The 19,089-nt window shown below is 62.4% G+C and carries 23 protein-coding genes; 8 read left to right on the forward strand and 15 right to left on the reverse strand.

The window, feature by feature from the left end:
• The first annotated feature begins 20 nt into the window (after window positions 1-20).
• A complete protein-coding gene (locus QMK17_RS24905) occupies window positions 21-353 on the forward strand; it encodes a hypothetical protein (RefSeq protein WP_283511975.1) in 333 nt (110 codons plus the stop codon).
• A 114-nt stretch (window positions 354-467) separates the two neighbouring features.
• On the opposite strand, the gene QMK17_RS24910 is transcribed toward QMK17_RS24905, so the two are convergent.
• The 6 genes from QMK17_RS24910 to QMK17_RS24935 form a co-directional block, all read right to left on the reverse strand.
• The gene (locus QMK17_RS24910; protein WP_283511976.1) at window positions 468-1,034 is read right to left on the reverse strand and encodes a hypothetical protein; all 567 of its coding nucleotides are present in this window, start codon (window positions 1,032-1,034) and stop codon (window positions 468-470) included.
• Window positions 1,035-1,164: 130 nt separating this feature from the next.
• Window positions 1,165-1,701 carry a DUF1707 SHOCT-like domain-containing protein gene (locus tag QMK17_RS24915; RefSeq protein WP_283511977.1) on the reverse strand — a complete coding sequence of 179 codons (537 nt, stop codon included), beginning with the start codon at window positions 1,699-1,701 and terminating at the stop codon, window positions 1,165-1,167.
• Between the two features lie 93 nt (window positions 1,702-1,794).
• Window positions 1,795-3,087, reverse strand: a complete 1,293-nt coding sequence (locus QMK17_RS24920) for a competence/damage-inducible protein A (protein WP_283511978.1) — start codon at window positions 3,085-3,087, stop codon at window positions 1,795-1,797.
• 187 nt (window positions 3,088-3,274) lie between these two features.
• Window positions 3,275-4,087 (reverse strand): ArsR/SmtB family transcription factor, encoded by an 813-nt coding sequence (locus tag QMK17_RS24925; protein ID WP_283511979.1) that lies wholly within the window; start codon window positions 4,085-4,087, stop codon window positions 3,275-3,277.
• 313 nt (window positions 4,088-4,400) lie between these two features.
• A complete protein-coding gene (gene def, locus QMK17_RS24930; protein WP_283511980.1) occupies window positions 4,401-4,967 on the reverse strand; it encodes a peptide deformylase in 567 nt (188 codons plus the stop codon).
• A gap of 268 nt (window positions 4,968-5,235) precedes the next feature.
• Window positions 5,236-6,492 (reverse strand): hypothetical protein, encoded by a 1,257-nt coding sequence (locus QMK17_RS24935; protein WP_283511981.1) that lies wholly within the window; start codon window positions 6,490-6,492, stop codon window positions 5,236-5,238.
• Window positions 6,493-6,610: 118 nt separating this feature from the next.
• On the opposite strand from QMK17_RS24935, the gene QMK17_RS24940 reads away from it, so the two are divergent.
• The 3 genes from QMK17_RS24940 (at window position 6,611) to QMK17_RS24950 (ending at window position 8,451) form a co-directional block, all read left to right on the forward strand.
• Complete coding sequence (locus tag QMK17_RS24940; protein WP_283511982.1) at window positions 6,611-7,048, forward strand: hypothetical protein; 438 nt, start codon at window positions 6,611-6,613, stop codon at window positions 7,046-7,048.
• 73 nt (window positions 7,049-7,121) lie between these two features.
• Window positions 7,122-7,481 (forward strand): cold shock domain-containing protein, encoded by a 360-nt coding sequence (locus QMK17_RS24945; RefSeq protein WP_283511983.1) that lies wholly within the window; start codon window positions 7,122-7,124, stop codon window positions 7,479-7,481.
• A gap of 16 nt (window positions 7,482-7,497) precedes the next feature.
• The gene (locus QMK17_RS24950) at window positions 7,498-8,451 is read left to right on the forward strand and encodes a hypothetical protein (protein ID WP_283511984.1); all 954 of its coding nucleotides are present in this window, start codon (window positions 7,498-7,500) and stop codon (window positions 8,449-8,451) included.
• A gap of 55 nt (window positions 8,452-8,506) precedes the next feature.
• Here QMK17_RS24950 and QMK17_RS24955 read toward each other — a convergent pair whose 3' ends face one another.
• The 9 genes from QMK17_RS24955 to QMK17_RS24995 all read right to left on the reverse strand — a co-directional run bounded on the left by QMK17_RS24955 (window position 8,507) and on the right by QMK17_RS24995 (window position 16,109).
• Window positions 8,507-9,478 (reverse strand): endonuclease/exonuclease/phosphatase family protein, encoded by a 972-nt coding sequence (locus QMK17_RS24955; RefSeq protein ID WP_283511985.1) that lies wholly within the window; start codon window positions 9,476-9,478, stop codon window positions 8,507-8,509.
• Between the two features lie 196 nt (window positions 9,479-9,674).
• On the reverse strand, window positions 9,675-10,346 hold the full coding sequence (locus QMK17_RS24960; protein ID WP_283511986.1) for an RES family NAD+ phosphorylase: 672 nt from the start codon (window positions 10,344-10,346) through the stop codon (window positions 9,675-9,677).
• Window positions 10,331-10,930: a DNA-binding protein gene (locus QMK17_RS24965; protein ID WP_283511987.1), complete on the reverse strand. Its 600-nt coding sequence runs from the start codon at window positions 10,928-10,930 to the stop codon at window positions 10,331-10,333. The genes QMK17_RS24960 and QMK17_RS24965 overlap by 16 nt, the downstream gene beginning before the upstream one ends.
• A gap of 377 nt (window positions 10,931-11,307) precedes the next feature.
• On the reverse strand, window positions 11,308-11,571 hold the full coding sequence (locus tag QMK17_RS24970) for a MerR family transcriptional regulator (RefSeq protein ID WP_283511995.1): 264 nt from the start codon (window positions 11,569-11,571) through the stop codon (window positions 11,308-11,310).
• A gap of 491 nt (window positions 11,572-12,062) precedes the next feature.
• Window positions 12,063-12,482 carry a hypothetical protein gene (locus tag QMK17_RS24975; protein WP_283511988.1) on the reverse strand — a complete coding sequence of 140 codons (420 nt, stop codon included), beginning with the start codon at window positions 12,480-12,482 and terminating at the stop codon, window positions 12,063-12,065.
• 267 nt (window positions 12,483-12,749) lie between these two features.
• The gene (locus tag QMK17_RS24980; protein WP_283511996.1) at window positions 12,750-13,901 is read right to left on the reverse strand and encodes an MFS transporter; all 1,152 of its coding nucleotides are present in this window, start codon (window positions 13,899-13,901) and stop codon (window positions 12,750-12,752) included.
• A 44-nt stretch (window positions 13,902-13,945) separates the two neighbouring features.
• Window positions 13,946-14,521: a Chromate resistance protein ChrB gene (locus QMK17_RS24985; protein ID WP_336620188.1), complete on the reverse strand. Its 576-nt coding sequence runs from the start codon at window positions 14,519-14,521 to the stop codon at window positions 13,946-13,948.
• A gap of 98 nt (window positions 14,522-14,619) precedes the next feature.
• Window positions 14,620-15,675, reverse strand: a complete 1,056-nt coding sequence (locus QMK17_RS24990) for a cation diffusion facilitator family transporter (RefSeq protein ID WP_283511989.1) — start codon at window positions 15,673-15,675, stop codon at window positions 14,620-14,622.
• Window positions 15,672-16,109, reverse strand: coding sequence for an ArsR/SmtB family transcription factor (locus tag QMK17_RS24995; RefSeq protein ID WP_283511990.1), 438 nt, complete (start codon window positions 16,107-16,109; stop codon window positions 15,672-15,674). The genes QMK17_RS24990 and QMK17_RS24995 overlap by 4 nt, the downstream gene beginning before the upstream one ends.
• A gap of 74 nt (window positions 16,110-16,183) precedes the next feature.
• On the opposite strand from QMK17_RS24995, the gene QMK17_RS25000 reads away from it, so the two are divergent.
• The 4 genes from QMK17_RS25000 (at window position 16,184) to QMK17_RS25015 (ending at window position 18,784) form a co-directional block, all read left to right on the forward strand.
• On the forward strand, window positions 16,184-16,570 hold the full coding sequence (locus QMK17_RS25000; RefSeq protein WP_283511991.1) for an ArsR/SmtB family transcription factor: 387 nt from the start codon (window positions 16,184-16,186) through the stop codon (window positions 16,568-16,570).
• Complete coding sequence (gene arsB, locus QMK17_RS25005; protein WP_283511992.1) at window positions 16,567-17,649, forward strand: ACR3 family arsenite efflux transporter; 1,083 nt, start codon at window positions 16,567-16,569, stop codon at window positions 17,647-17,649. Before QMK17_RS25000 ends, arsB begins: the two co-directional genes overlap by 4 nt.
• A complete protein-coding gene (locus QMK17_RS25010; protein WP_283511993.1) occupies window positions 17,646-18,056 on the forward strand; it encodes an arsenate-mycothiol transferase ArsC in 411 nt (136 codons plus the stop codon). Before arsB ends, QMK17_RS25010 begins: the two co-directional genes overlap by 4 nt.
• A 68-nt stretch (window positions 18,057-18,124) precedes the next feature.
• Window positions 18,125-18,784: a hypothetical protein gene (locus QMK17_RS25015; RefSeq protein ID WP_283511994.1), complete on the forward strand. Its 660-nt coding sequence runs from the start codon at window positions 18,125-18,127 to the stop codon at window positions 18,782-18,784.
• Window positions 18,785-19,089: the final 305 nt, after the last annotated feature.

The following is a 19,089-nucleotide window of genomic DNA, read 5'->3' on the forward strand; positions in this document are numbered from 1 at the left end:
GTGGGTCGTGACGAGTTGGCGTGAGAACCCTCATCATCGGCCTCCGGGAGCCCGCCTCACCGCAACGACACGACCCCACCGGCCGGGTTTACCGCGCCCTCACCTGCACTCCATTTCCGGAAGAGCCAAAAAAATGTGGCGACAACTCGTTCGGTGTTCTCACCCGGACCTTCGGCGGAGGGATCGATGTCATGTTGTCGATTCCGTTCAAATTCGTCAAAAAGACCGTCGAACCTCCAACACCGTCGCGAGAGGATATGCTTGTCGGCATTGTCACTGCAGCAGCTTTCGGCACTGGAGGACTATCCGCGAGCACCATAGTCATGGGCGCTGTAGCCTCACTTTTTCCTTGAAATACACCTTGGATCCTGTCGCCCATATCATGGTCGTGCCGACTCAGCATCCGTGAGCGATCTCCACGCTTGTGATTGACATGTCTGATGCTGGCTTGCCGTCGCCTGGACGAGCTAGCGGCGACCGCGTACGAACAGGCTGTCGACCAACTGAGCGTCGACGGCGAGGATCGTCAGATCGAGGTCGCAGTCCTTCGTGGAAGTTTCGGTCGCCGGGCCGATGTAGACGCAGATGCCGGTCTGGGCGTCGAGGCGTGCGGTCACCGGAGGCCCCGGAACCCAATGATCGGCCGCGTAGTCGAAGTAACCGCTCAGCAGCGGACAGCATTCGCACCGGGCGTCATACTCGTCCGTGGTGCGGGCGATCACCTGCCAGGCCGGTCGGCCGTGATGCTCCACCACCTGCACGTCGGACAGCTCCGTGACTGTTGTCGTGGACGAATGATCGTGTGGTGAGCGGGTGAGTTCGATCGGGTTGAGCATCGCGATCCACCGATAATCCTGGTAAAACGGATCATCCCAGTCCACGAGCCACGAATCGGCCACGGACGGCAATGCAGAGACCAAACCGTAGCCGTCGAACATCGGGGTTACGTCCGACGCCCACCGCGCCTCAGGCTGCCGCGATATCCCGTCCGAGTACTGCATCATCGTCCCCGCGAATGGGATTGCGGAAAACATGTTCGACGGACGGGGATTCGATCATGTCAGCCCGCGGCCTGCCCGGCAGCCGAAATGCGCACGATTGCCGACGACATTGCGCCCATCCAGAGAAAGTGAAAAGTCACTACCCCAGGTTGTCTTGTCGACCTCATCGACCACCCGATTTGACGGTGAGGTCACCGAACACGCAGAAGGACCGGATCTTGATAGTGGGCGCGTGCGGGCCTGGATCTCCCGAACCCGTGTCGATCTCCCGATCGCTGAGAATGTCGAATCCGCCGACCTCGACGTTGACACCGTCAGGCACGGTCAACGTGGCGTCGCCGAAGATCGAGACGATGGTGACGGTCGAATCGTGGCCACCGATGATGGCTGATCGTAGGTCCAGTTTGAGGTCCCCCAAAATCAACACCGCGACCGTCGACTTGGCCAAGGCCCACCGGCCTGCACGCTTCACATCGCTCAAGATGCACAAGATGGTCGACTGCGACTTAGCAGGCGTCGGAACGGGTTCCATCGTGTCGACCGCAATTGCGTCGAGCTCCGATCTCTTGGCTGACGGAGCCCACACAACCGCGGCGTGCTCGGAATATTCTTCGAGCGTCAACCGCCCATCCCCCACTGCCCGTTCCAGCCGCGTTTGGGCAGCACCGCGGGCGTTCTCGACTTCGTTTCCGTCAGTCATGACGCACACAGTACGTCGAACGTCCTCGAAGTAAAAGGCGACGAAACCATATCGCCGACTCTTAGTTGAACCGCGCGTGAACATGGCGGGCTGTCAGTCAGCCGGAACCGCTCCCAATGCATCGGCGAGCATATGCATTGCCGCAGTGGTGGAAAGCGCACGCACACTTGCGCGGTCGCCGGGGAGCCGAAGTGTGCGGGTGACGGTCGGCCGGTCGGCGACGGCGATCGCGAAGCAGACCGTGCCCACCGGTTTGAGGTCGGTGCCGCCACCAGGTCCTGCGATACCACTGGTCGAAACTGCGATATCGACGCCCACTCGGCTCAATGCGCCCTCGGCCATCCGGGCCGCCACTTGCTCACTGACGGCACCATGTTCTTCGATCATCGCAGCGGGGACGTCGAGAAGGCCCGTTTTCGCCTCGTTCGCGTAAGACACCACCGCACCGATGACATACGCCGACGATCCGGCTCGGTCGGTGAGACGTGCGGCGATCATGCCGCCCGTGCACGATTCCGCGGTTGCGATCCGGTGGCCGGCCAATCGGGTCGCAACGATGTCGTCGATGGTGGACCCGTCGGTTGAAAACATCTGTCGCCCATGATGTTTCTCCATCTGCACCGAAAGGTCCTTGTATGCGGCTGCCGACGATTCGGCATAGCGGGTCACCATTTCGAGTTCTCCGAGCCGCAGGCAGGTGGTGATCTCGAGATCGCCGAACCCCGAAACCTCCCGCTCAGCCGTCCGCAACGTTGCGGCGAGGTCGGCTTCGGACAGGCCGTATGCGCGGATGGTGTCCTGACGGATCTTCACGCGTCGCGCCAAAACCTCAGCGACGGGCCCGCTTTGGAGTGCCTCCGGCCACATCTCCTGTAATTCCCTGGGCGGGCCCGGCAATATCAGGACGGCAGGGAGCGTTCCGGAGTCATTGGCCGGGATCGCGACACCAGGGGCGGTTCCGGTCGGCGAAATAGATTGCGCGCCTTCCGGGACCAGCGCCTGCTTGCGAATGCCCGCCCGCAGCGGCTCGGAGTCGGTCGCGGTACTCATCCGGCTTCGCCAGCGCTGCACAATCGCGTCGATGCGTTGCTCGAGTTCGACGTCGAGGTGCAGATCGCGGCCATACAGGGCGGCGACGGTCGCGACGGTGAGGTCGTCAGCGGTCGGACCCAAGCCTCCGGTAGTAACAATCAGGTCGACGCGCTGATCCGCAAGGAACCGAAGTTGCGCAGTCATGTCATCCGGTCGGTCGCCGCACACAGTGATGTGTGCAACGTCGACTCCCATCTCGAGGAGTCGCCCAGCCACCCAGGGGCCGTTCTGGTCGGAGACCCGTCCAGCCAGCACTTCTGTTCCCGTGACCACAACACCCGCTCGCACCGCCATGCTTCGACCTTACTGGCGACCGACAATCGCCGTCGATGCCCGCACACGCCGCCCCGGTCGGCACCGACACATCATTGAGGACCTAGTACTGCCGTCGTCTCGACTGCTGCCTTTGGTTTGGACAATTGATGCGATTCTCAGTGGTGGCATCGCGACCGCCACCGTTCGAGTACGGCCCGCCCGCCCCTCACCTACTGTCGCTCGATCCTGCATCAGGCAGATTCAGCCGAATTGCAAGCGCTTGCTGACCTCGCGGAGTCAACGAAACCGAGCGTTCACGTGGTCTGCGGGTGACCCATTCGGCAGCGACGAGTGTCCGACATATTTCGGCGCCGAGCGCTCCTGCGATGTGGTGACGTTGCTCGGTCCAATCAACGCACGCGCGGATCAGAGCCCTGCGGCCCCGATTCTGTTGCACCAGTTCGATGTCGATACCGATGTCGCCGAACACTTCCGATGCTTGTGGCCCGAGTTCGTATCGGCCGTCGGGTGTTCCGCCAGAGAGTGGATCAGTCCCTGCCCGGCCGGCCCCAGAATTGCCGTCTGTCCGAACAATGGCTCCGGTGTCGAGCAACCCCTCGGTGAGGGCCACCCCGAGTTTGCCTGCGATGTGGTCGTAACACGTTCGGCCTCGCCGGAGAGCGTGAGCGCGAGTGCCCTGCCGCAGGCTGGTGATTTGATACGGCTCAGCGATCGACGCCAGCGACTCCAACACGGACGCGATGTCCGGCCCGGCGAGGGTGTAGTAGCGGTGACGTCCTGTTGCCGCAACGCGAAGCAGATTGCCCACCAAAAGTTTTTTCAGATGCCCCGACGCGGACTGCGCACTGATCCCTGCTTCGGCCGCCAGGACGCTCGCAGGCAATGCCCGGCCGTCGGCGAGGGCCATCAGAATCCGACCGCGCGCCGGATCGGCGATCAACGCCGCGACGGAGGCGATATCGGCATCGCCGTACCGATCAGGTGTTGCGATGCTCGGCGATGCCTCCGATTTCGTCATGGTCCCCAGTTTGCACCGCCAATCCTTCATCGTGCGGTGAAGTAATTCGCGGCCAAGCTCCTGTACATGTCCACCACACATCGCAGTGCATCACAGGCGCAACTATCTGGACGAGTGAATAGTTCGACAGAACATGCTGGTCGCCGCCGATTCGTTGTGTTGGCGACGATGTGCGCAGGCATGTTTCTCGTCCAACTGGACGTCACCATCGTCAACGTCGCATTGCCACACATCGGCGACGGCCTAGGCACCGACCCAGCCGGACTGCAGTGGGTTGTCGACGGATACGCGGTGGCGTTGGCAACTGACGGTCTTATCCCGCTGGCCAATTTGTTCGGTAGCGGTCGGAGACCGCCTCATGGTCGCGGTAGAGCTGCTTGCGTTTACGCGTTGGCAGTCGATCGCCGAACACTATCCCATTGATGTGATCAGTCTCGTGTTGAAAACAGCGGCCGAGGGTGCCGCCGGCGGTGAGTTCGATCGGGTCGCCGTACTGGTCCTGGCCGCGGCAGGTTGAGGACTCGGGTCGTGCGAGATCGGCGTATGCGCCGGGTAGTGACAGGCACCCTTCCCCAAAGTCGATGAGTCGCCGATCATTTCCTTCCGGCAGTTCGACGACCGGGTTGCAGACGACGCCGGTGCGCGGTCGCCCGGTCTCGTCGCTGCAGTCATAGATGAATACCGCGAGATCTACGCCGACTTGCTGGCCGGCTAGACCCGCGCCGTCAGCGGCTGTGTTCGTTGCGAACATGTCGGCCAACAGTTGCTGGAGTTCGCTGCCGAAATCGGTTACCGGTCGAGCTGGAGTGTGAAGAACTGAGGTGCCCCAACGGACGATCGGGCGGGCGGTGCCGAGACGGAGAAGTTCAGAGACAGGCATGACGTTCATGTTCCTCTCTGCTTCTGGAGGTGACAAGGAGAGACCGCGCAGATGCACGCTTCATCCGGGGAGGCATTGTCGCTTACGGTTCAATCCCTCTTAGGAGTTCGCATTAAATCGCCGTAGTGCGTTGCAATATTGATAGAAGCACTCTACGACGAGGCGAGAGCACCATCGCAGACATGCTCCGGACACGTGTCCAACGGACAAGTGAAGCCAGGCTTGGCGCGTTTGTCTGCGATGGTGCGCTGGCGGACGGCCAGGGCGACTAGGCGCGCCCAGAATCCTGCGGTTCAGAAATTCGATGCCGTTGCAGCACAGCAAGTCCGATACCCGCGGCGAGTACTGACAGCACCGAGACCGCTGTCGACGTCCACTCCCATGCGCTCGGCGAGAACGTGCGTTCGATGCTCGTCAGCGGGGTGTAGGCCGTCCACCCGAATTCAGCGACGATGGGGACCGACACCGCGATCGGAGCCGTCACCGCGATCGTCAGGGCAGGGGAGGTCGTCGGCACCAACGAGGCGAAGACCAACCCGGTTGCGAACGGCAGCAAGACTGTCTTTGCGATCGTGTCGATCATTTCCAGCGGCGTATCGGCGAACAGCGCAGCGGCAGCAACCACCACGAGAATCCCCATCCCCGTCAAGGGAAAAGGCCATCGCCACCCGACAGCCGTTCCGGCCAACAACAGGGCGACGAAGACAATCGCAGTCGACGTCTCGAACGAACCCGTCGCAGTGGCGAGGTATGCCAGAGCAGCCAGAACGACGGTGCCCGATACAGCAGGGAGCGCAAAGGCAGCACCGACGAGCAGCGGAACCACAGCGAGACCGAGCAGCCATCGACTCTGCATCGCCCCGCCGGACCCAAGTGATGCTACCGACCGAACGAAAGGCAAATACAGCACCAGCCCGGCGACAGGAATCACGATACCCACCAACAACACTCGACTGGTTCCCTGCGTTCTAGCCGGCGACGCGTCGAATGTCGACATCGACCCCGAGAGCACGAACAAGGCCGCATAGACACCCAGAAGGACAAGTAAATAGACCTGAGGAGTCTGCGCCGAGTAGTCGCTGTATCGAATTCGATTGCTCTCCAGCGGCCCTGCCGCCGCAAAGGCGGACACCACACCGATCACGAGAGCGCACTGCAAGATGCGGCGGTCACGCGTGCCCGTCAGCGCTGCGCAACTGCCGAGAATCAGCCCAGCCGCCAACCCACCCAGATGTAAATCGACCGGCGTGTCCACCAATATCGCAACGGGCAGCAGAACGATCCCGAATCCTATTGCAATGAAAGCATTTCTCGGCTTCCCGACGGTAGCCGCGATGATCACGGCCACAATCGAACCGAGCGCGGATGCAGACGTGGCGCTGGAGTAAAAAAGATGGAGGCCGGCGTCGTCCGCGTAGAGGGCGTCGTAGCGCGAAGCCATCGTCGTCAAGGCCAACGCGGCCACGAATGCACCGAGAGCGATGGTGACAGGCCCGAGTACGCGTCGAACAGCAGTTGAAGTCACCCGCCGCAGTCTATCGGCGCCGAGTCTCACCGCGACTCGAGACGCACGGATTCCGCCAACAAATGAGGGCGCCTCCGACGCCGCGTAACACGCAGCATCCTCGAACCGACCAAGTGGAATGAACTTGTCGCGGCTTGCCCGCCTCTCCGCTGCCGTGGCCGCGTGCGCCGCCGTCACCGTTATCGCGGCCCCTGCCGCGTCTGCCGAAGTCGTCGACCTCGATGTTCTGCCCGGACTGAGCTTCGGACCGACGACTCCGTTCGGGGTCGGCTGCACCTACGTTGCGGTCGCGCGCACGGAACAGTTGTCCGAGCCGCGGACCGACATCGCAGCATTCGGCTACAACTCGGTGATGCCGATCGAGGAATTCATGTGGCAGTCCGATCCGTATTGGAGCTCGCCTGTCGTACTCGGACACAAAGTCACGCTGTGGACACCTACGACTCCCGGCGAACACTCGCTGATGGCATACCAGACTTCGGCCGGCGGACCGATCGAAACCGTCACCGTCAACCCCGCGACCCCTCTGGGCCCAATTTGCCTGGTAGCACCGTAGGCGGGCGCGCGGTCCCCGATCGAATATGGTTGTGCTAGTTCGTAGATCATCAATTCGATTGGGTGGTGCGGCGGTGAGCAGCAAGAAGAACAAGAGTCCTGGCATCGTGCTGAGGATGTTCCAGACCGATGCCGATGGTGGTCGGCGTGAAGTTCCAGTGCCGCCGATGTCGGGCAAACCTACAGCCCGGGTAACCGGCGAGCACGTACGCGGATCCGTCGAAGTCTGGAACGCGGAGCAGGGCTGGGGTGTGGTGGGCTCGGACCGAACCCCCGGCGGTTGCTGGGTGCACTACTCGGACGTCATCGGCTCTGGTTTCCGGTCTTTGACGATCGGGCAGCAGGTCGATCTCGAATTCGAGGACCTTGGAGCGAAGTACCCGGGCGGAAATCAGGACGGATACCGATATCGCGCTATCTCCGTGACGCCGTGAGCATGGCCTTTCGAGAGTGATCGGACGACGTACGGGTCTGACCGCATTCGTGGTGGTGTTGATCGCCCTCGCTACTTACGGAATTCTGAGCACCCCGAAGCCCCGAGACGTGGCCGCCATCGGCGCGGTGGACGCGTTCGTCTGCGCGTTGCCACAGGACGTCGGGGGATTCTTGGCGGCCGTACCTCTCACGTTTCCCGGTCCTGCGCGACCTCTACGCGGCACAGTCCCCGACTCCTTCGAGCCTGTCGAGGCCGTGGTCTGTGACGTCAACCTGGGACCTCACGTCGAAGCAGACGGAACGGTGACCTATTTCGAGCGCCACTACGCAGGAAACTTCGAATCGGCGATCGAGGAGTTCAACGCGCCGTCGGCACGAACCCCGATTTTCGACGCGGGGTGTGCGTCTTACAGCGGTGCTCCGCTGACCGATATGTGGCTCGTCGACGCGCACGGGCAGGCTATGGAACCGTCGTACCCGCTCAGCGACTGCGGATTCGACAGCACTCGCGGACTGCACGAAGTTCTCGAACTTGCCGAAATTGATTCTGCCGAGCATCGACTACGCATCGACGTCGCCGGCATTTCTCTATTCTTCTCCTGCTTGTCAGTCATGAAGCCACCCACCCCGGGCCCGCACTCCCTTCTCGATCTCCCCTGGTTCCCGTCTGGATTCTGCCGTTTCGACACATCCGGTCCCGACCCAAAATTTCTCGGCGCCGACGTCAACGACGTCGCTTCAAGTCCGGATTTCAGTGGTGCGCTTCCTGATCTGCAACCAGCGGGGCCGTGCACCGAGCAAGCCACATCTATCGCTACAACATCATCCGCCGGTTCGATCTCGACCGATTGGATGCCCGTCGAGATCCACGTCGAGCTGGACGGGTGTCGTCGAGTTTTAGCCGACGGTTACGTCCCGCTTGTAGCGCCACAAGCTCTACTCGATGCCATCGAACGCAGCGCCAGGTGATGCCGCGGTTACGACGCTCCCTCCGCGTGAGCGACCCGGTCCCAACTAAAGTCGACTATTTCGACTCGATTGCAACGTCGACGACCAAACCATAGTGGTCGGAGCCATCTATCTCGAGGCGCGTCAGCGAAAGCGCAGATGCGTTTCGAAGGAGTACGTGGTCGATCCCGACGATTGCGGGATAGTCCTTATTTGCTGGATACGTCGGCACGATGCCGGCACCAAGTTGATCGGCAGCATCGGTGTACCCGGCTGCCAGAATTTCGCGAAACTGCTTGTGAAGATACGTGGTATTGAAATCGCCACTCACGACGACGGGGGCACCCGTGGCAGCGATGCCGACAAGCTCGCGCTGCAGGTTTCCAAGCTCGGTAGTCCAGATTTCGGGCGGGGTGACGTAAGCCGGACCCGGGTGGACGGCGACGAGGGTAAACGGCGTCGTGAAGCCAACGGTTGCAACAAGATTGGTTGGCCCGAAGCCTCCCAGCTCGTACGCGTCGGACAACGGATACCGGCTGTAGATGCCAGCCCCACCACCACCACTGACATCGGGTATCAAGTATTGATAGGGCAACAGTTGCTCGAGACCATGCTCCTCGAGGGCCCCTGAGAGGGCGACGGTCAACTCTTGGACCGTGAGCACATCGACGGCCTGATCACGTGCAGAGTCGACCAACGCTGCGGGATCGGCCTCACCGAACAACAGATTGGCCTGCATGACTTTCAACGAGGGACCATCGGTGGTGTCACCGTTGGCGACGTACAACGGCGCAACCACCGCTGTTGCCACCGCGAGAATCACCACACACCCTGCGAGGAGTACCCAGCGACGGAAAATGAGGGAGACGATCAAGCCGACGCACGTTGCGACGAGCAGTAGTGGAACGAACGAGGCAATTGCGATCAAGGGATTGATCGGCGCGGTGGTGTACATCGCAGCCAGACAGACAACACCGACGCCGATGCCCACGAGGCCGACGAGTTGCGCGCATCGGCGGGCGGGCATGTTGTCCTTCGTGACACTCACACCCAAAGATAACAGTTGCGCACACTGTTGCAGGTGCCGTCGAATTATGTTGCACTCGAACGTCATCGGAACCGACCCTCGTTCGGCGCCGACACATCGGCAAGTGGTCTCGCACGTGGATCCGCAGTCGATGGTCGCGACGCCATCGGCTTCTTTTCGTTCGCGGTGAACTGGTCGACGAAGCGTTCTCCCGACGTCAGACCACCACGTAACCGACTCGTTTGGCCGCACCGGTGATGCGGCTCGAAAGGTCGGGGTGAGTCAGCGGAAGTGAGAGCACTGGCCGGACGGGCATTGAAGCACCTGCGGGTGTGAACAGTGCCAGGCACGGCCCCCCTGCGAACCGGCTGTTGTATCGCAGCCCACCGAGATCTGGGAATGCCTCGACGATCCGGCGTGCCCAGTGCTGAGTAACTGCATGCTGTCCTGTCGACATTGCAAAGTTCCCACCGACGCGAGTGGCCCACGCGCCGACGCTGTCGGTGGCAACGTCGAGGACGGTAATGGATCGAGTGAACGAAAGACCGGTCAGGTATGGACCATCGCACTCTCGATCGATCGTGCGATCGACCTGAAACGCTTCGGCCAACGCTACATCCGGGGTCGATGCCCCGTACCAGACGCTGCGGCCCATAGGGTCGTCACCACAAGGCAAGGCGTGCGGGTCGAAGCGCAACAACGGCCCGTAAGTTCTCAGCTCATTCCAGGCCAGCACGTGGTCACCGCCGGTCTTATGGACCCGCCACCACACCTCTTCACTGCTGATGGAACGCAGTTCGTTGTCCTGAATTCCCAGCTCACGCAGCTGTTGCGGCGAGGGCGGGTCCGGCAGCATCGGGTTCGACTGTGCCCTCACGAACCTGCCCATTCACTGACCTCGACGAGATGCAGCACCGGGCCGACTGGTTCGCCGCACAACAGCCATTCGATGACCGATCTCGGTCGCTCATCGACTACCAACTCCGGCTGCGGTGTCGCGAGAAAACCGGCAACCGCGGTGGGGTGCAGCTTTCGACTCAACACAGTTGGGAGCACCTGATCGAGGCCTCGGACATGCTTGAGTGCAGGCGCGTCCAATTCATCCTCTCGACGCTCGACGAGTTCGAACTGGATTGCCGGGTAGACCCATTTGCCACCGTCGTCGATTGCCCACAATGTGTGATTGATGCGCCGCTGTCTCAATCGGGAATCGCTGACCTTCAGACCTTTCGCCACTGCCGCGGGCGAGTAGGCCGTGTTGTAGAGCCGCCCCATATGGGCGATCACGTCGGCGGCGTTCTCGACGTAGGACTCGGGATCCTCCGTCAGGCCAAATGAATCGAGGAGGTGCGCCTCGGCGGCGGTCAGCCGAGCCGAACCCGGCCGCTGCGGGTATAGGGCACGCAACGCGGAGATCAAATCCGCCCGCTTCAGATCGAATCGGTCCCTGAGCAGCTCATCGAACTCATCCACAGCCGTCCTCACTTACCCCGTTGCTAACGCATATTAACAGCATCTTACTGCCGTTACTTGAAGTCAGCAACACGCATCACAAAGCCCCTGGAGGCGCTTCCGCCGGACATAGCCGTGTGGTCGTGTGAAGCACGCACCTCCGGACACGTGCCCAACGAACATGCTCCGAGCCGACCACGGGCTGCCCGAAACGGGCGACGCTGCCACCGCCGACAGCTAGCGTGACAGTTGCGTCCCGACGTGCCAACGCGACGTCGGGGATGTCGGGGCGCGCACGTCTTTCCGGTGAAGGCCACGGCAACAATCTCCGCATCGCGGGCCGAACACCCGGCTACAAGCGCCGAAAACAACGTGGGGGTGAGGCCAGATCGTGGGCGCTATCCCTGTTCGTGCGTGTGGCGAAGTTCAGTGTTCATGCGCAGCGCGTCGGCGAGTTGATCTTCGAGGATGATGATGCGACACGCTGCATCGAGAGCTGTTCCCCCGGAGACGAGTTCCTGTGCGCGGGCGGCGATACGGAGTTGGTAGCGAGAATAGCGGCGGTGTCCACCCTCGGACCGTTGCGGGGTGAGGAGTTTCGCGGCATCGAGACTGCGGAGAAACGCCTGCGTGACGCCGACCATCTCGGCGGCATGTCCCATGCTGTACGCCGGGTAGTCTTCATCGTCGAATTTGCTGGAGGGATCACCGAACGGTGGCACTGTCGGAATTACGTTGTCTCTCTTTCACTTACGAGAAGACGGGGCCCCCGGCGCGGTGAGCGCCGGGGGCCAATGGGTTGATGAACTTCTCAACTGCAATCTTCTACAGGTCCGGACCGACAGCACGTCCGGACGTTCCTCACTTCAGATCCCCGGGGCCTGTTCCATCATCTACACCATCACACTGCAGCCCCGGTTGCCCTGCACTACTGCTTGCGGGTAGTTCGTTCTCTCCCGCCATCTCTTCACTCATCTGTTGCTGAAACAGAATCTACAACAACCTTCGGCGTATGTCTACTGCCGGCGCTACAGATTTTCTGGACCCATTTCCGAAGGTTCAAAACATCGCCGCAACCCGCCCACTCCAACTGAGCAATCGGGCAGGACCGACCCCGCATCCCTCGCGCAGAGACCCGGTCAACGAGCAGATCTCACGAGTGCAGCGGGATCGCACTTCTCGCGTTCACCGATTGGGTGGTCGAACGCGGATGACGAGACCGCGGCATCCCGCACGACGATTTTGCGAGTCGGTCCCCGGCTTGCGGACCCACGAACACTGTCTGCGTCCCCGTCGTCGGCACCAATTCGCCGTCGACTCGCAGCGACACCTCATAGTTTCCGCGTCGAAGCGCGAACGAGATAATGGTCACGCTTGTTTCGTTATCGGCCACCACGACGCGGTGGCTGATCGAGAACACGCCGTTGTGCAGTATTTCGCACACCTGACCTGGCCCGACGTTCTGGACATGCACAGTGACCATGCGTGCACCACCCGCCACGTCGATGGTCGGCGCAGCGTGGTTCACCGCGGCGTCGCCGACAAGTCTGAGATGGGTCCGATCTCCACTCATATAGCTCTATGCCCACCCTTCTATGGTTGCGAGCTGTATCCAGCTCGAAATCGTCTACAAGGCATTCGGCGCACGAACGCACGCGGACCGGTCCGGGTTACCAGCGAATGACACCGTGCTTGACAGGAAGTGAACAGGCTAGCCTGTCGAGCAGGGAACGCGGCCGAATCCAGCCATGTGCGTTGCGGCGAATTCGGTGTGTCGAATTACCCGGAGCCGTCGATTCCGGATCCGTCGAGCGTGCGAACAGACATCGTCGATTGTCGGCTATCTGCTGCCGGGTAGCGGAGGCGAGCTCTGCCCACCCCGGGCGGCAGCAATGGGGATGACGGCAATCAGCACAGCCAGGGCTGCGTACCCGGCGGTGAGGGTGAGCACGGCGGCGGCTCCGGCGACCAGCAGTGGCCCGCCGGCGTCACCCAACTCCCGGCCGAGTTCCGCGGCGCCCATCGTCTGCCCCATCCGTTCCTCGGGAGTGGATGCGGCCAAAGTGGCGAAGGCGAGCGGGGTGATCAAGCCGGTGCCGATTCCGATTCCGATGGCGGCAAGCACCACACCGGCTGGCCCTGGTGCCATGGCGCATCCCAGCCCGACCGAGGTGATGACAAGTCCAGCTGCAATGCCAGTCGGGGCATGGAGCCGCCCGGAGTCCAGCGCCCGTCCCGCTCGCGGCTGGACCAACGCCGCGCACGCTGCGAGGACCGACACAGCAGCGCCGGTGAGTACCGGTCCCATTCCAGCGGCAGCCCCGGACACAGGCAGAAAGCCCACCCCCACCGACAGGGCCGCCGTCGCGGCCGCGAGGGCTACGGTCGGCCGCAGAAACGCCCGGTCCGAGAGGCGACGCCCCAAGTCCACAAGGGTCTGCCGAGGACGAGGCAGCGGAGACACCGTCGGGACGACGCATACCGCCCACACCGCGACCACCACCGCAAGGGCCGTCATGACCGCAAACAACAACATCAGCCCGCCGACCCACACAACGGCGCCGCCGAGCAGCGGCCCGAGGGTGTACCCGATGCTCTTGTAGAATCCATAGCTACCGAATGCCCTGCCCCGCTTGGCTTTCGGATTGAGACGCGCAACGAGCACGCTGGCCGCGGGAGAGAACGCGGACGCCCCCGCGCCCTGTCCGAGCCGCGCCATCCACAGCCACCCCGGATCGTCGACCACCACGAAGACCGCCGAAGCGACCGCGAAAGCCAGCAACCCGCCGATCAACACCGGACGGGCGCCGACCCGGTCCGCGATAGATCCGAATACCGGTTTCAACACCACTTCGGCGCCGTCGTAGAGGGCCAACAGCACACCCAGATACAGCAGCGAACTGCGCATGTCCGAGGTCTCCGAGGCCAGGTTCGCGGCGATACCGTGTGCGCCGAACGCCGTGGTGAAACCTGCCGCATACAACGGCCACATCTGCCGGCGGACCGACAGGGTGGCGCTTTCGCCGGGAGAGCGCGTCACAGCATGCCATTCGCGGCGCTGTCGGGGGAATGCAGTGCGGCAAAGACAAGTTCGGTGTAGTTCGCGAAACCCTCGGTGCAGTGCTGTAGCCGTCGCGTCGCCTCCTCGGCGCTCGGCGCACCGAACACATCCCGCGACTTCACGTCGCGGTGCCAGCGGCGCAGGCGGTCGAGGCTCTGTTCTTCCTCCTCCAGTTCGGCGAGGGTGAACTTGGCGATGCGAATCTCGTGTTCGAGCTCGGCGTCGTACTTTCCGCAGTCGGCCAGATACTCCACCCACTCCTCTTCACGTGCGGCAGTAAATATCGCCTCGAAACGCGCGGCGTCGCCCGCCCCGACACCTGAAGCGTGCAACAAAATCGACTCGCCTCCGGCCCCCTCGGTGAGCTTCACCGCCCTCGCGATGCCGCCGGAAAAGACCGGGACGTCCGGTGCCGCCCACACTCCCTGCCCCAACGACAAAGCACCCACTCGGCGCAACTCCCGCCACACAGCCACCCGATGTCGAGATGGTTCCGTGGGCAGCTTCACCAGCAGCACCATCCACCGAGCGTTGGCGTCATCGTCAGTCACAGATGGGAATGTATCACGCGTTACATTCTCCGATGGAACGCGAAGAACCGTCCTGGCACCTCTTGCCGTCGACGTCGATCAGCGGCCCTGCGGTCGCCTCACGTGTGCGGATCGACCTCGGGATCACCGGTGGGATAGGCGTGTATCAGCGCGGTGCTCAGCTTCGGAACGGCGTGAGTCAAGCTGTGTTCGGCGCGATGAGCCAGCTGATGCGCGTCAGCGAGACTGGTCGAGGGGTCGATGTCGAGTTCGGCGTCGGCATGCAACCGGTGTCCGATCCACCGCATCTTGATACTGCGCACCGCAAGAACGCCCTCTTCCGCTGCCAACGCATCCTCGGCGGCCTCGACAAAATCTGGTTCGACGCCATCCATCAACCTCCGGAAGACATCGCGCGCCGCCGAGCGAAGCACCGCGAGGATCGCAGCGGTGATGATCAGACCCACGATCGGGTCGGCCAGCGGAAAGCCCAGCGCCACACCGCCTGCGCCGATCATCACCGCCAAAGAAGTGAACCCATCGGTACGGGCATGCAACCCATCGGCAATCAATGCCGCCGACCCGATCCGACGCCCAACCCGGATGCGATAAAGCGCGACGAGTTCATTGCCGACGAACCCGACGAGACCGGCAGAGGCCACCCAACCGAGGTGGTCGATAGGGACAGGGTCTATCAGACGCCGGACGGCTTCGATACCGGCGATCACAGCGGACAACGCAATCATCGCGACCACGAACAGGCCGGCGAGGTCTTCGGCGCGGCCGTAGCCGTAGGTGTAGCGGCGCGTCGCGGCACGGCGTCCCAGAGCGAACGCGATCCACAACGGGATCGCCGTCAACGCATCGGAAAAGTTGTGAATGGTATCCGCGAGCAGAGCCACCGATCCGGATACAGCAAAGATGGCCAACTGCGCAATAGCGGTCACTCCCAACGCAATCAGACTTATCTTGACTGCGCGGATACCGATTTTGCTGGATTCGAGTACGTCGTCGATGCTGTCGGCGGCATCGTGGCTGTGCGGGGCGAAGACCTCGCGCACCGCGGAACGGATAGCCCCGCCATGCGTGTGGCCGTGTCCGTGCCCGTGCCCGTGCCCGTGCCCGTGCGCATGGTCGTCCTCGGCGACTCCGACGGCCTTGGGAGTGTGCGTCATCGTCCCTCCCTCCCCGCGGCGCGGTCGACGTCTGCATCCTTGTCCGAGTCAGGCCTGCTGGCTGGGTGCAGCTCGCGCAGACCTGCCGTCGCGCGGTGGTGGCCCGGAATGCCCGGTCCCGCGTGCTCGGCGTTGAACACAGCATCGGTGACCAACTGCTGCACGTGCTCGTTCTCCAGTCGGTAGATCACCTGGGTGCCCTCCCTTCGCGTGCGGACCAAACGCGCCATTCGTAATTTCGACAAATGCTGGGACACCGAAGGCGCAGGCTTACCGACCTGGTCAGCGAGATCGTTGACCGACAACTCACGATCGACCAACGCCCAGAGGATCTGCACCCGTGTTGCGTCGGCAAGCATTCGAAACACCTCGACAACCAACCCGACCTCGTCGTCGAGCAACCGACGCCGACACCCTCCGCTATCTGCATTCATACGCAGATAGTAGCTCAGCGGACGAAAGAGACGGCCGACTTGACCTCTGATTCGACAATTGTCAATATAGGACCATGTCAAAAGAAGCGATCACGGCTACCGACGCGTCGAACCGACCGTGCTGCACGCCCCTGGTGCACGAGCCCTTGTCCGCCGATCGGTCCGGCGACTTGGCCCGCATGTTCAAAGCTCTCGGCGACCCCGTGCGACTGAGACTGCTCAGCCTGGTAGCCAGCCACGAAGGCGGAGAAGCATGCGTCTGCGACATCTCCCCCACCTTCGACGTGTCGCAACCGACCATCTCGCATCATCTGAAAGTGCTCCGGGATGCAGGGCTACTCGATTCTGAGCGGCGCGGAACCTGGGTCTACTACTGGGTCGTCCCTTCCGCACTGCAGCAATTGTCCTCCCTGCTCGCGGCAACAAATCCGTCCGCACCTGTGCCATTGGCGAACGCATGAGCGCGCCCAGATCCCCAGCGGTGGTCGGCAAGCTCTCCACTCTGGACCGTTTCCTACCGGTGTGGATCGGGGTCGCCATGCTCACCGGCCTGCTGCTCGGCCGCGCGGTCCCCGGCCTCGACACTGCTTTGTCGGCGATCTCGATCGACGGGGTATCGCTCCCGATTGCCATCGGCCTGCTGATCATGATGTACCCGGTACTGGCGAAGGTCCGCTACGACCACCTCGGCACCGTCACCGGCGACAAGCGACTACTCGCAGGATCGCTGGTGCTGAACTGGATCATCGGGCCTGCCTTGATGTTCGCATTGGCCTGGCTGTTTCTTCCCGACCTACCGGAATACCGGACCGGGCTCATCATCGTTGGACTCGCCCGCTGCATTGCGATGGTCATCATCTGGAACGACCTCGCCTGCGGCGACCGCGAAGCCGCCGCGGTACTCGTCGCGATCAACTCGGTGTTCCAGGTCGTCATGTTCGCCGTGCTCGGCTGGTTCTACCTGTCGGTGCTCCCAGGGTGGCTCGGCCTCGAGCAGACCACCATCTCGGCGTCACCCTGGCAGATCGCGAAATCCGTTCTGATCTTCCTCGGAATTCCCCTCGTCGCCGGCTTCCTGTCACGATTCTTCGGCGAGAAAACCAAGGGACGAGACTGGTACGAAGAAGAATTCATTCCGCGAATCGGACCGTGGGCGCTATACGGCCTACTGTTCACCATCGTCATTCTCTTTGCGCTGCAGGGTGATCGGATCATCGGTCAGCCGTGGGACGTCGTCCGCATCGCGCTCCCTCTCTTGGTCTACTTCGCGGTGATGTGGGGCGGCGGCTTCGCCTTCGGCGCGGCGCTCGGACTGGGATACGAGCGCACCACGACATTGGCATTCACGGCAGCCGGCAACAACTTCGAACTCGCGATCGCTGTCGCGATAGCCACCTACGGTGCGACGTCGGGACAAGCACTCGCCGGTGTCGTCGGGCCGCTGATCGAGGTGCCCGTCCTCGTCGCGCTCGTGTATGTCTCACTCGCCCTTCGCAAGCGGTTCGCAGCACATGCCATTCAGCAAGGGGTCGGCCGATGACCAAACCCAGCGTGCTGTTCGTCTGCGTCAAGAACGGCGGCAAGTCCCAGATGGCAGCAGGACTGCTCCGCGCTATCGCCGGAGATACCGTCGAGGTTCATTCGGCGGGAACTTCACCCGGCAGCTCCGTCAACCCGATGTCCGCGCAGTCATTGCTCGAAGTTGGTATCGACCTGACCGGTGAGCGGCCCAAGGCAATCGACCCAGATCTGCTCGCACGCATGGATCACGTGATCACCCTCGGCCGCGAAGCGAAGATCGAACCCGTCGCCGGGCCGATCTTCGACAACTGGGACACCGATGAGCCTTCGGAACGCGGAATTGAGGGAATCGAACGAATGCGTCTGGTCCGTGACGACATCACCGACCGAGTTCGTACGTTCGCTGCAGCCCTGAACGAGAGCTGACACCAACGCCTTTCGCGCCGCAGCACACCCGCGCTGCTCTGGCATATTCTTCGACACGACAGGAACGTATGAAAGCCGCTGCCGCGCATCCTCGCAGATCAGCGTGGTCGACGGCGGCAGTGATCGTCTCGATCGTCGCAGTCGGCACCGTCGTAGCAGGTCTACTCAACGACCCACAATCCGACGCAGTCGCGATCCCTGGCTGTGACGAGGTGGTTCAGCCCGACGAGACACATCGAGTCAACTTCGCGTACGCCCAAAGCGGTTCCTACGACGATCCCGACCACTCATGGTTCTCGGATGCCAAAGCAGCAGCTATGTCACGTGCCTTGGTCGAGGCGTTACCGGCCGGGACGACAGTCGAAGACGACCCATTTTCGACGCCGCTGCACTTCGGGCAGATCGCCAACGCCACCGCGAGCGGAACGGTATCGCTGGGCGGGGAGCGGGGAGACCTGACGGTCTCCGTGCGGCAGTCCGATGAACCCCCAGGCCCGTGCTTCGCGGGCTTCGTCGACGAACGGCGCACTCTCGACGATGGGACCGTCGTCGACACCTTGGCAGGAGAGACCCGACGCCGAGTTGTCTTATATACGGATGGAAGCCGGATCGATGCATACGCCGACCAGGTGCTGACGGTGGAACAGCTGGTCGATATCGCCACGATCCGGGCCCTCCGCGTGAGCGACCCGGCTCCTCCAGCTGTTCCGAGTGCACCCGGGAACTGACACTCCTCCGACATCATGTGTGTTTGTGCGCTTCTGCACCTGAACATTGCCTGAGCGATGGCGCGAACGCGCATCCGCTGCGTAGGTTTGACCAATGTTAATTCTCGCGAGCAGGACTGCGGTGTTGTCTCCGCCGGTGTCCTTCGTGTGGAAAACACTGATGCGCCCCGATCTGCACCTGATCTGCCGCGGGGATTTCGGACACTGGAGATGGTTAAATTCAGGCCGCGTTGTCGTGCTGCCGGTAACTGTAGTGGACATCGTTCGGGGCTTGGTAGTCGAGAGCTGAATGCCTGCGTCGAGGG

The sequence above is a fragment of the Rhodococcus sp. G-MC3 genome, from assembly GCF_030063335.1.
GTDB lineage: Bacteria > Actinomycetota > Actinomycetes > Mycobacteriales > Mycobacteriaceae > Rhodococcoides.

Coding starts and splice junctions, on each gene's coding strand:
- QMK17_RS24910 (WP_283511976.1), bottom strand. CDS start 1,034: ATGTTTTCCGCAATCCCATTCGCGGGGACGATGATGCAGTACTCGGAC.
- QMK17_RS24915 (WP_283511977.1), bottom strand. CDS start 1,701: ATGACTGACGGAAACGAAGTCGAGAACGCCCGCGGTGCTGCCCAAACG.
- QMK17_RS24920 (WP_283511978.1), bottom strand. CDS start 3,087: ATGGCGGTGCGAGCGGGTGTTGTGGTCACGGGAACAGAAGTGCTGGCT.
- QMK17_RS24925 (WP_283511979.1), bottom strand. CDS start 4,087: ATGACGAAATCGGAGGCATCGCCGAGCATCGCAACACCTGATCGGTAC.
- def (WP_283511980.1), bottom strand. CDS start 4,967: ATGCCTGTCTCTGAACTTCTCCGTCTCGGCACCGCCCGCCCGATCGTC.
- QMK17_RS24940 (WP_283511982.1), top strand. CDS start 6,611: ATGAACTTGTCGCGGCTTGCCCGCCTCTCCGCTGCCGTGGCCGCGTGC.
- QMK17_RS24960 (WP_283511986.1), bottom strand. CDS start 10,346: ATGGGCAGGTTCGTGAGGGCACAGTCGAACCCGATGCTGCCGGACCCG.
- QMK17_RS24970 (WP_283511995.1), bottom strand. CDS start 11,571: ATGGGACATGCCGCCGAGATGGTCGGCGTCACGCAGGCGTTTCTCCGC.
- QMK17_RS24975 (WP_283511988.1), bottom strand. CDS start 12,482: ATGAGTGGAGATCGGACCCATCTCAGACTTGTCGGCGACGCCGCGGTG.
- QMK17_RS24980 (WP_283511996.1), bottom strand. CDS start 13,901: ATGTGGCCGTTGTATGCGGCAGGTTTCACCACGGCGTTCGGCGCACAC.
- QMK17_RS24990 (WP_283511989.1), bottom strand. CDS start 15,675: ATGACGCACACTCCCAAGGCCGTCGGAGTCGCCGAGGACGACCATGCG.
- QMK17_RS24995 (WP_283511990.1), bottom strand. CDS start 16,109: ATGAATGCAGATAGCGGAGGGTGTCGGCGTCGGTTGCTCGACGACGAG.
- QMK17_RS25000 (WP_283511991.1), top strand. CDS start 16,184: ATGTCAAAAGAAGCGATCACGGCTACCGACGCGTCGAACCGACCGTGC.
- arsB (WP_283511992.1), top strand. CDS start 16,567: ATGAGCGCGCCCAGATCCCCAGCGGTGGTCGGCAAGCTCTCCACTCTG.
- QMK17_RS25010 (WP_283511993.1), top strand. CDS start 17,646: ATGACCAAACCCAGCGTGCTGTTCGTCTGCGTCAAGAACGGCGGCAAG.
- QMK17_RS25015 (WP_283511994.1), top strand. CDS start 18,125: ATGAAAGCCGCTGCCGCGCATCCTCGCAGATCAGCGTGGTCGACGGCG.